This window comes from Thiohalocapsa sp. (assembly GCF_019695415.1).
Taxonomy (GTDB): domain Bacteria; phylum Pseudomonadota; class Gammaproteobacteria; order Chromatiales; family Chromatiaceae; genus Thiohalocapsa.
Window position 1 is genome coordinate 1 of sequence record NZ_JAIFKJ010000106.1, and the last position, 9,177, is coordinate 9,177.

The following is a 9,177-nucleotide window of genomic DNA, read 5'->3' on the forward strand; positions in this document are numbered from 1 at the left end:
GTGGTGCTGAACAACCTGTATCAGCACACGCAGATGCAGACCGTGTTCGGCATCAACATGGTGGCGCTGGTGGACGGCCAGCCCCGCACGCTGACGCTCAAGCAGACCCTGGAGCACTTCCTACGCCACCGCCGCGACGTCGTTACGCGGCGAACGATCTACGAGCTGCGCAAGGCCCGCGAGCGCGCCCACATCCTGGAAGGCTATACGGTTGCGTTGGCCAACATCGACGAGGTCATCGCACTCATCAAGGCCTCCGAGAGCCCCGCCGCCGCCCGCGAGGGCCTCATGGCGCGCACCTGGCCGCCGGGCGCGGTGTCCGGCATGCTGCAGCGCGCCGGCGCCGAGGAGACCCGCCCTGACGACTTGGCGAAGGGCTTCGGCTTGGGCGACGATGGTCAGTACAAACTAAGCGAGCGCCAGGCCCGCGCCATCCTGGATCTGCAGCTGCAACGCCTGACGGGTCTGGAGCAGGACAAGATCCTCAAGGAATTCGAGGAGATCCTGGACAAGATCGCGGACCTGCTGGATATCCTGCGCAACCCGGACCGGCTCATGCAGGTGATTCGCGAGGAGCTCGAAGCCATCAAAGAGCAGTACGGCGACAAGCGCCGGACCGAGATCGTCCAGGATCAAACCGACCTGACTCTTCTGGACCTGATTGCGCCGGAGGACGTGGTCGTCACCCTCTCCCATGCCGGCTATGTCAAAGCCCAGCCGCTGTCGGAGTACCAGGCGCAGCGCCGCGGCGGCAAGGGCAGGAGCGCAGCGAGCACCAAGGACGAGGACTTCATCGACCGCCTCTTCGTCGCCAACAGCCACGACACCGTGCTCTGCTTCTCCAGCCACGGTAAGGTGTACTGGCTCAAGGTCTACGAGCTGCCCCAGGCGGGCCACAGCGCCCGCGGCCGGCCCATCGTCAATCTGCTCCCCTTGGAACAGGGCGAGCGCATCAACGCCACCCTGCCGGTACCGGAATACGAAGAAGGCAGCTTCGTGTTCATGGCCACCAGTAAGGGTACGGTCAAGAAGACGCCGCTCAAGGACTTCTCGCGGCCGCTGTCGCGCGGCATCATCGCCATCGACCTGCACGAAGACGAGTACCTGATCGGCGTCGCCGTCACCGATGGCCGGCAGGATCTGATGCTCTTCACCAGTGCCGGCAAGGCCGTTCGCTTCAACGAGTCCGAGGTCCGCTCCATGGGCCGCACGGCGCACGGCGTGCGCGGTATCTCGCTGGAAGACGGCCAGCGCGTGATCTCCCTGCTGGTAGCCGAGCCCGGCACGGTGCTCACCGTCGGCGCCAACGGCTACGGCAAGCGTACCCCGGTGGAGGAGTTCCCGACCAAGGGCCGCGGCACCAAGGGCGTCATCTCCATGCGCATCGGCGAGCGCAATGCGGAGCAAGTCGGCGCCGTGCTGGTGCGCCCCGGGGATGAGATCATGCTCATCACCGAGGCCGGCACGCTGGTGCGCACCGCCGTGGACGGTATCAATGTCATGAGCCGCAACACCTGGGGCGTCAAGCTCATCAACCTGGGCGAAGACCAGAAGCTCGCCGGCATTGAGCGCATCGTCGCCCTCAACGGAGATACTGGCGACGAGGCGGACAGCAACGGCGGCGAAGCCGACGACGAGGCGGGCGACGCGACCAACGGGCCTTCCGAGGCGTAACCCGGAGCGCGACGCCGAAGCGTCGCCACTTCGGGCCGCGCTCGTTCCCCGGCTCCGCCCGGGAATGCGATCGCGAGGCTCTGCCTCGCCAGCGTGCTTCGGGAGGCAGAGCCCCCCCAGCCGGGTTCCCGGGCGGAGCCCGGGAGCCACAGTGAGAGCGAGGGTGCGGAGCTTAGGGTGGACAAGCGCAGCCAAGTCCAGCTCGTGTAGCGATCGGCCGCCGCGGCCCGGGTGGGTTTCGCTGTGCTCAGCCACGCTAAGGACTGCCTCGGCCCTAACCCCTGCGCTCATGCCGGTTGCACTTCCCGTGATCGTTTGACGCGCTCGCGCAAGTCCCTAAACGGAGCCCAACAATGTCCAGACCCTACAACTTCAGCGCCGGCCCGGCGATGCTGCCGGAGCCCGTCCTCCAGCGCGCCCGGGAAGAGATGCTCGACTGGCACGGCAGCGGCATGTGCGTGGCGGAGATGAGCCACCGCGGCAAGGAGTTCCTGTCCATCGCCGGGCAGGCTGAAGCCGACCTGCGCGAGCTGCTTGCGGTGCCGGACAACTACAAGGTGCTGTTCTTGCAAGGCGGCGCGTCGCTGCAATTCGCGATGACGCCGATGAACCTGCTGCGCGGCGCGAGCCCCGCGGAACGCGCGGCCGACTATATCAACACGGGCAGCTGGTCCAAGAAGGCCATCGCGGAGGCCAAGCGCTTTGCGGCCGTCAACATCGCTGCCAGCACCGAGCAGGACGGCACCTTTACCCGTGCGCCGGCGCAGGATGAGCTGAGCCTTTCCGCGGATGCCGCCTACCTGCACTACACCCCCAACGAGACCATCCAGGGCGTCGAGTTTCCATACGTGCCGCAGACCGACAAGCCGTTGGTGGCGGACATGTCCTCCACCATCCTGTCGCGTCCCATCGACGTGTCCAAGTTCGGCATCATCTATGCCGGCGCACAGAAGAATATCGGCCCCGCCGGGCTCACGCTGGTCATTGTCCGAGAGGATCTTATCGGCCAGCCCATCACGGGCACCCCCGCGATGCTGGACTACAAGACCCATGCCGATAATGATTCCATGTACAACACCCCGCCCACCTACGCCTGGTACCTGGCAGGGCTGGTGTTCCAATGGCTTAAGGACCTGGGCGGCCTCAAGGGCATGGCCGAGATCAACCAACGCAAGGCGAGCAAGCTCTACGCCGCCATCGACGGCTCGGCTTTCTACGCCAATCCAGTGCAGCCGGACTGCCGCTCCTGGATGAATGTCCCCTTCACGCTGGCGGATGCGAGCCTGGACGCGGACTTCCTCGCCGGCGCCCAGGACGCAGGGCTGCTCACTCTCAAGGGCCATCGCTCGGTCGGCGGCATGCGCGCGAGCATCTACAATGCGATGCCGGAGGCGGGTGTCGACGCGCTGATCCAATTCATGGCCGAATTTGAGCGGACCAGAGGCTAATCAAAGAGCAGCGAGTATCGATGTGCGAGTTTAGAGATCGCGCCCTCGACACCCACGCCGCTCCTCGCCACTCGATACTCGAAACTGGTTTTCCCATGTTCAAGATCCAAACCCTCAACAATATCTCCGTTGCCGGCCTGAACCGCCTGCCGCGGGAGTCCTATGAGGTTGCCTCGGAGGTCGGGCACCCGGACGCCATCCTGGTGCGCTCCGCCAAGATGCACGAGATGGTGATCCCCGGCACGGTCAAGGCCATTGGCCGTGCCGGTGCCGGGGTCAACAACATCCCGGTCGCCGCCATGAGCGAGCGCGGCATCGCCGTGTTCAACGCGCCGGGCGCCAACGCCAACGCCGTGAAGGAACTGGTGCTCGCCGGCATGCTGATCGCCGCGCGCAACATCGCTCAGGCGGCCAAGTTCGCGCGCGGGCTTGAAGGCGACGATGCGGCCATCAACAAGGCAGTGGAGGCGGGCAAGAAGCAATTCGTCGGCATGGAGCTGCCAGGGCGCACGCTGGGCGTCATCGGCCTCGGGGCCATCGGTGTGCTGGTGGCCAATGCGGCCCGCTCACTCGGCATGAAGGTCATCGGCTTCGACCCCAGCATCACCGTGCGCGCGGCCTGGAAGCTCCAGTCCGACGTGGAGGCCGCGCTCTCGGTGGACGACCTGGTAGCGCGGTCCGACTTCATCACCTTCCACGTGCCGCTCACGGACCAGACGCGCCACATGATCAACGCCGAGCGCATCGCCAACATGCCGGACGGCGCCGTGCTGCTCAACTTCTCTCGCAGCGGCATCATCGACGACGACGCGGCCGTCACGGCACTCGATGCCGGCAAGCTCTACGCCTATGTCTGCGATTTTCCGTCTAACCTGCTCAAGGACCATCCGCGGGTCGTGACCCTGCCGCACCTCGGCGCCTCCACGCGCGAGGCGGAGGACAACTGCGCCATCATGGTCGCCGAACAGGTGCGCGCCTACCTGGAAGACGGCAACGTCTCCAATTCTGTCAACTTCCCGGACATCGTCCTGCCGCGCAATGGGGGCCACCGCATGGCCGTCGTCAACCGCAACGTGCCAAACATGGTGGGTCAGATCTCCACAGACCTCGCCGAGGCGGGCCTCAACATCGTCGATATGCTGAACCGCTCCCGCGGCGATCTGGCCGTGACCCTAATCGACGTCGACCGCCCCTGCCCCGAGGGCACCGCTCGGGAGATCGCCGGCATCGAGGGCGTGCTCTCGGTACGCTGCTTAGGTACAGGCGCCGCCGCCGGCGAGCAGGCCTGATCGGCACGATCGTCCAACAGTGCCTGCCGCCCCGGCTCGAGCGCCCTAGGCCATGCCCAGCGAAGACCGTCTAGCCCCCATCCGCGAGCGCATTGACGCCATCGATGCGGAGCTGCTGCGGCTCATCTCCGAGCGCGCCGACTGCGCGCGCGAAGTCGCCAAGATCAAAGACGCCGCCGGCCAGACCACGCACTACTACCGCCCCGAGCGCGAGGCCGAGATCCTGCGCCGCATCAAGGCGCAGAATCCGGGTCCGCTGGACGACGAGGAGATGGCCCGGCTGTTCCGGGAGATCATGTCCGCGTGCCTCGCACTGGAGCGGCCGCTCTTGGTGGGCTACCTCGGCCCCGAAGGCACCTTCACCCAGGCTGCGGCGCTGAAGCACTTCGGTCACTCGGTGCGCACCCAGCCCTTCGGCACCATCGGGGACATCTTCCGTGAGGTGGAGGCGGGGTCCTGCAACTTCGGCGTGGTGCCGGTGGAGAACAGCACCGAGGGCGTGGTGAATCACACCCTCGATATGTTCGCGCGCTCACCGCTGCTCATCGCCGGCGAGGTCATGCTGCGCATCCACCATCACCTGCTGAGCCGGGCGACGGAGATCGGCGCCGTCCGTAAGGTCTACTCCCACCAGCAGTCCCTGGCCCAGTGCCGCGGCTGGCTCGACCGCCACCTACCGGCCGCCGAGCGCATCGCCGTCGGCAGCAATGCCGAGGCCGCGAAGCTTGCCGCCAGGTCCGGCGACTCTGCCGCCGTCGCCGGTGAGGCCGCCGCCGAGCTCTACGATCTGCGCATCCTCGCGCAGCGCATCGAGGATGAGCCGGGTAACACCACCCGCTTTCTCATCATCGGCCGCGAGGACGCCCCGCCCAGCGGCCGCGACAAAACGAGCCTGCTGCTCTCCTGCCGCAACGAAGCGGGTGGTCTGCACCGCTTGCTGACCCCCTTCGCCGAGCAGCACATCAGCATGACCCGCATCGAGTCCCGGCCCTCCCGACAGGGGGTATGGGACTATGTCTTCTTCGTCGACGTTTGCGGTCACCGCACCGACCCGAAGGTCGCGGGGGCGCTCGCGCAGCTCAAGACCGCGGCGAATCTGTGTAAGGTGTTGGGGTCGTATCCTGAGGCCGTTCTTTAAGCTTGTTGGTTGCGCATGCTGGCGTTCTGTCATTGTTGCGCGGGCGTGTGCGCAGTGCGGGGGCAGCACCCGGTCGCGCGACAACGCACTTCGCACTACGCACTGCGCACTGATGGCAAAAAGGGCACCGCATCCACCGCGCACGACGGACCATCGATCGCCATGACGAACGCCGACCACCCCTTCCTCCACCTTGCCGCGCCCCAAATCGCCGGCCTGACGCCCTACGTACCGGGCAAGCCGGTGTCGGAGCTGGAGCGAGAGCTCGGCATCAGCGAGGCCGTGAAGCTCGCGTCCAACGAGAATCCGCTCGGCTGCGGAGAGGCGGCGCGTGAAGCCTATCTGAACTGTGCGGCGGCGCTTGGGCGTTATCCGGACGGCGGCGCCTTTGCGCTGCGCGGTGCCATCGCTGAGCACCATGGCCTGGATCCGGCGCAGGTCACTGTCGGCAACGGCTCCAACGACGTGCTGGACCTGGTGGCGCGCACCTTCCTGCAACCCGGGGCCGAGTCGCTCTTCTCCGAGCATGCCTTCGCCGTCTATCCCATCGCTACCCAGGCCGCAGGAGCCACTGCCCGGGTCGCACCGGCGCGGGACTACGGGCACGACCTGGCAGCCATGGCGGCGCTGGTCAGCGAGCGCACGCGGGTGGTCTGGATTGCCAACCCGAACAACCCCACGGGTACCTGGCTCCCCGCCGAGCCGCTGCGTGCCTTCCTGGAAGGGCTGCCGACGCATGTCATCGCGGTGGTGGATGAGGCCTATTTCGAGTATGTCGAGGAACCCGAGTATCCGGACACCAGCCGCTGGCTCGCGGACTTCCCGAACCTCGTCGTCACGCGCACCTTCGCCAAGGTGCACGGTCTCGCGGCGCTGCGCGTGGGCTATGGGCTGAGCCATCCGGCCGTCGCCGAGCTGATGAACCGCGTCCGGCACCCGTTCAATGTCAACGAACCGGCGCAGGCGGCGGCAGCAGCGGCGCTCGGCGACATGGACCACGTGCAGCGCTCCGTCGCACACAATCGGGCGGAAATGGCCCGGGTGACGGCGGGCCTCGAGCGCCTCGGGCTCGACTGGATCCCGTCGGTCTGCAACTTCGTCACGGTCGACCTCGGCCGTCCCGCGGGCCCGGTGGATCAGGCGCTGCTGCGCGAGGGGGTCATCTGCCGGCCGGTCGCCAACTACGGCCTGCCCAATCACCTCCGCATCAGCATCGGCCTCGCGGACGAGAACGAGCGGATGCTGGCGGCCCTGGCGCGGGTGCTGGATGAGGCGGAGGCGTCGGCGCCAGCGGAGGCGGGGGCGTGATCGAGCGCCTTGCCATCATCGGCGTCGGGCTGATCGGGGGCTCGTTGGCCCGGGCGCTGCGCAGCGCCGGCGCCGTGGGCGAGATCATCGGCTGCGGGCGCTCAACGGCGAACCTGGAGCTCGCATTCGACTTGGGCGTTATCGACGGCTGCACCCGCGATCCGGCCGAGGCCGTCGAAGATGCGGACATGGTGTTCGTCGCTGTTCCCCTCGGTGCCGTGCGCGGCGTCTTTGAGCGCATCAACGGGCGGCTGCGTGAGGACGCCGTCATCACCGACGGCGGCAGCGTCAAGGGTAGCATCGTCGCCGATGCGGCGACCGCCTTCGGCGAGGTGCCGGCGCGGCTGGTGCCCGGGCACCCGATCGCCGGCACCGAGCACAGCGGCGTTGCCGCCTCCTTCCCGGAGCTCTATCACAACCGCCGGGTTATCCTGACGCCGCTGCCGCAGACCGATGTGTTGGCCCTGGACCGGGTGCGTGCCATGTGGCAGGCGGCGGGGGCCGTCGTCACGGAAATGGACGTAGCCCACCACGATGCGGTGCTGGCCGCGACCAGCCACTTGCCGCACATGCTCGCCTTTGGCCTGGTGGACCTGCTGGCGCGTCAGCAGGACAACGACGAGATCTTCCGATACGCCGCCGGCGGCTTCCGGGACTTCACGCGCATCGCCTCCAGTAACCCAGTCATGTGGCGGGACATCTGCATCGCCAACGCCGAGGCCCTGAGCAGTATGCTCGCGCGCTTCGGCGAAGAGATGACGGACCTCGCCGACACCATCCGCCGGCGCGACGGCGAGCACCTTCTGGAGATCTTCACCCGCGCCAAGACTGCACGGGATGCCTACGTGGACGGCGTCTCATCGCCGGAGCAGGGGCCGGAGCCGTCCGGCTGAGTCCCCGTCCGCCTCGCACAGCGTCCGGGTGTCGGGCTTCGCTAGCGCTCAGCACCGACCTACGGGGCGTGGGTCGGGCCGACCTCAGGAGGCCCGACATCGTGTCTGGCCGTCAATGAAGGGTTGCCGGCCGGCACGTGCTGCGGTGACCGTCAGTGCTGACAGCCGTCCAGACGCTGATCGGCGCCCGGCATCAGCGCGTCGATGAAGGCCACCGAGAGCACGGCTGCGCCCGCCAGCACCAGCATCAGGGCCGCCTGTGTGAAGGGCATGGTGAGAGGTGCCGCCACCGCGAACAGCCCGAGCAGCAGGCCGGCCGCCAGCAGCAGACCGGAGACGATCACCGCGACGCGCATGGAGCGACAATTGAGCATGGTTGTGTCCTCTCTGACAGCATTTAAGCAAATTCTAATAGGTATTTCCCCAATTGTCCATGGTGAATCTGTCGCTTACGCCACGTTCTAACGGGCCGCGCGGCCGCCGAGCCGGGTAGGGTGCGCAAAGCGCAGCGGGCCCACCGCCGAGACCGACCTACTCCAGATCCAGCTCCGCCACTCGCCCCCGGTCCTCAACCGACAGATCACGGGCGGCGAAGACATAATCCGGCTCCGAACCCGCCGGCAGGTAGCCCATGTCCGTCACCACCACCGTCTGAAGTGCGGGGTGAATGCGCCGCAAGCGCTCCGGGATGGCATCGTCGTGCAGCACATGACCCGAACCCGCCAGCAGGACCAGCGTCCGCTGCGGGTGGGCCGTCAGATAATCTCCCGCTGTGAGGGCCATGGTCTGGTCCCAGACATACTGGACCTGGAGGAAGCGCTCCTGGCGCTCGGGCGTCGTCGCGCCGTGCATTGCGAACATGCGCTCCAGCTGCCGGCGATAGGCTCCCTCCGCGAGCTCGATGCGCGGCGGGAAGAGCGCGCGCCGCTCCGCGTCCAGACCCTCGATGCCGCCGTCGGACACGGCGGAGACCGTCTCCGTGGCCGCGTTCAGTGCAACCAGCGGGATGCCATGCCGCTGGGCGTACTGCAGGATGTCCTGGTAGAGGTCCACGTCGAATCGCCAGCGGGCGCTCCACTCGGTGCGCTCCAGCAACTCGGCCAGGTTGATCCGGCCGGCCGAGAAGTCGTCCAGATGTGCCTGGAACGGCCGCTGGAACCACTCCATGCCGATGGCGACCGGCACCCCGCGGGTGTGCAGGCCGCGGATGATTGCGAGCTGATTCAGGTGGTGGTCATAACGGTCGTGGGTTTCGCCGACCATCACCACCCGGCTGCCCTCGAGCTCATCCAGCAGCGTCGTCACCTGCGCCTGATCCGCCGGGTCGACGAGACTTGCCATGCTAGTCCCGACATCGGGATGCGTATGTGCCAGCGCCAAGGACATGAGTCCGGCACCCAGCGCAAACATGGCCGTGCCGGCGGCGA

8 protein-coding genes are annotated in these 9,177 nt (G+C 67.2%); 6 read left to right on the forward strand and 2 right to left on the reverse strand.

Translation table 11 applies throughout. The features are described 5' to 3' along the window. From I6U14_RS02285 to I6U14_RS02310, 6 genes are all read left to right on the forward strand, one after another. A partial coding sequence (locus I6U14_RS02285; protein WP_296896558.1) for a DNA gyrase C-terminal beta-propeller domain-containing protein occupies positions 1-1,674 on the forward strand: 1,674 nt, incomplete at its 5' end. 353 nt (positions 1,675-2,027) lie between these two features. Beyond that, positions 2,028-3,122, forward strand: coding sequence for a 3-phosphoserine/phosphohydroxythreonine transaminase (serC, locus tag I6U14_RS02290; protein WP_296896560.1), 1,095 nt, complete (start codon positions 2,028-2,030; stop codon positions 3,120-3,122). 95 nt (positions 3,123-3,217) lie between these two features. Further along, positions 3,218-4,411: a phosphoglycerate dehydrogenase gene (locus tag I6U14_RS02295; RefSeq protein ID WP_296896562.1), complete on the forward strand. Its 1,194-nt coding sequence runs from the start codon at positions 3,218-3,220 to the stop codon at positions 4,409-4,411. 52 nt (positions 4,412-4,463) lie between these two features. After that, complete coding sequence (gene pheA, locus I6U14_RS02300) at positions 4,464-5,549, forward strand: prephenate dehydratase (protein ID WP_296896564.1); 1,086 nt, start codon at positions 4,464-4,466, stop codon at positions 5,547-5,549. 162 nt (positions 5,550-5,711) lie between these two features. Continuing rightward, entirely contained in the window at positions 5,712-6,857 is a 1,146-nt protein-coding gene (gene hisC / locus I6U14_RS02305) for a histidinol-phosphate transaminase (RefSeq protein ID WP_296896566.1), read from the forward strand. Continuing rightward, a complete protein-coding gene (locus tag I6U14_RS02310) occupies positions 6,854-7,750 on the forward strand; it encodes a prephenate dehydrogenase/arogenate dehydrogenase family protein (protein ID WP_296896568.1) in 897 nt (298 codons plus the stop codon). The genes hisC and I6U14_RS02310 overlap by 4 nt, the downstream gene beginning before the upstream one ends. Before the next feature lie 152 nt (positions 7,751-7,902). On the opposite strand, the gene I6U14_RS02315 is transcribed toward I6U14_RS02310, so the two are convergent. Next, the gene (locus tag I6U14_RS02315; RefSeq protein WP_296896569.1) at positions 7,903-8,124 is read right to left on the reverse strand and encodes a hypothetical protein; all 222 of its coding nucleotides are present in this window, start codon (positions 8,122-8,124) and stop codon (positions 7,903-7,905) included. A 157-nt stretch (positions 8,125-8,281) separates the two neighbouring features. Next, on the reverse strand, positions 8,282-9,177 hold an 896-nt coding region (locus I6U14_RS02320; protein WP_296896570.1), incomplete at its 5' end, for a ChaN family lipoprotein.